The 1,525-nt window shown below is 69.4% G+C and carries 1 protein-coding gene and 2 pseudogenes; all 3 read left to right on the top strand.

Annotated elements, in window-relative coordinates:
- A pseudogene (locus tag B9G38_RS17195) lies at positions 1 to 605 on the top strand (phosphoglucomutase/phosphomannomutase family protein); the annotation flags it as partial.
- Positions 606 to 749: 144 nt separating this feature from the next.
- On the top strand, positions 750 to 1,091 hold the full coding sequence (locus B9G38_RS17190) for a hypothetical protein (RefSeq protein WP_086221166.1): 342 nt from the start codon (positions 750 to 752) through the stop codon (positions 1,089 to 1,091).
- Positions 1,092 to 1,152: 61 nt separating this feature from the next.
- Positions 1,153 to 1,525, top strand: a pseudogene (locus tag B9G38_RS17185) (DNA polymerase sliding clamp); the annotation flags it as partial.

Raw genomic sequence — 1,525 nt, 5'->3', positions numbered from 1 at the left:
ACCTCTTCTACGCCGCCGGCTACGACCGCCTGCTGGAGACCGACTCGGGGCCCGCGGTCCGCACCGTCTCGACGACGTTCCTCGTCGACCGCATCGCGGAGTCACACGGCGAAGAGGTGTACGAGACGCCGGTCGGCTTCAAGTGGGTCGCGGAGGCGATGGGCGAACACGACGCGCTGTTCGGCGGCGAGGAGTCGGGCGGGTTCACCCTCCGCGGGCACGTCCGCGAGAAGGACGGCGTGCTGATGGCGCTGCTCGCGGCCGCGACGCACGCCGCCGAGCCGTTCGACGAGCGCGTCGACCGCCTGCTGGACGAACACGGGCGCATCGCGGCCGGGAAGGTGTCGCTCGACTGCCCCGACGACCGGAAGGAGGGAGTCTTAGACGAGCTCGAAGACCACATCCCGGAGTCCGTCTGCGGGTCCCCCGTCGCGAAGGTCGTCACCCTCGACGGGTTCAAGCTCCTCTTGGAGAACGGCTCGTGGCTGCTCGTCCGCCCCTCGGGCACCGAGCCGAAGCTCCGGGTGTACGCCGAGGCCGACTCCGACGGCGCCGTCGACGACCTGCTCGCCGAGGGGCGCGAGCTCGTCGAACCGCTGATCTGAGGGCGGAACGCGCGACGACCGCCGCCGTCAGGCCCGCGAGGCGCGTCCCGCCGGACGAGTTTCAGTTCCACCGTGCGTTCGGCTCGTTTATTTATAAATTAACCTCGTATCGTCGCGTACGGCCATCTCCGGCCGAGAGCGAACATGCCCGACGAGCACCTGCCAGCGACCGAGAGTCCCGGCGTCGAACCGCACGCGCTCGACGAGTCGCCGAACTGCGACGAGGCCGATCCCAGCGCGACCGATCCCAGTGCGACCGACCGGAGCGTCCGGGAGGGACCGGACCGAGCCACCGATCCGCCGCCCGACCGAGCCGACGGCGGCGCGGATCGAGAGGGCGACCCCGGGACCCGCGACGGGGTCGACGAGTCGGACGGTCCCGACGCGCACGAACGCCGGCTCGAACACCGGCTCGAACGGCTCCGGCTGTGGCGGACCGTGGTCACGCTCGCGGTCGTCGTCGCCCGCCTCATTCGCTCGCTTTGAGCGTTTCCGTGCCGGCCCGATCGGGTGTCTTTTTAGGGGATACCGCCCTAGCCGAACGTATATGTTCAAGGCCATCGTGGGCGCGTCGACGTTTCAGGACGCGCTCGATTCGGTGAGCGTGCTGGTCGACGAGTGTAAGATCCGCCTGAACGAGGAGGAGCTCTCCATCCGGGCCGTCGACCCCGCCAACGTCGGCATGGTCGACCTCACCCTGGAGGCGGCCGCGTTCGAGTCCTACGAGGCCGACGGCGGCGTCATCGGCGTCAACCTCGCCCGCCTGGAGGACATCGCCGGCATGGCCAACTCCGGCGACCTGATCCACCTCGAACTCGACGAGGAGACCCGCAAGCTCCACATCGAGATCGACGGCCTCTCGTACACCCTCGCGCTCATCGACCCCGACTCGATCCGCCAGGAGCCGGACATCCCGGACC

The sequence above is a fragment of the Halorubrum sp. SD612 genome, assembly GCF_002135005.1.
The sequence above is the reverse complement of the archived record's forward strand: the minus strand, read 5'-3'. Positions and strand labels throughout refer to the sequence as shown.

What these genes read in the sequence shown, in the direction of transcription:
- B9G38_RS17190 (WP_086221166.1), top strand. Translation starts at nt 750, where the DNA reads ATGCCCGACGAGCACCTGCCAGCGACCGAGAGTCCCGGCGTCGAACCG.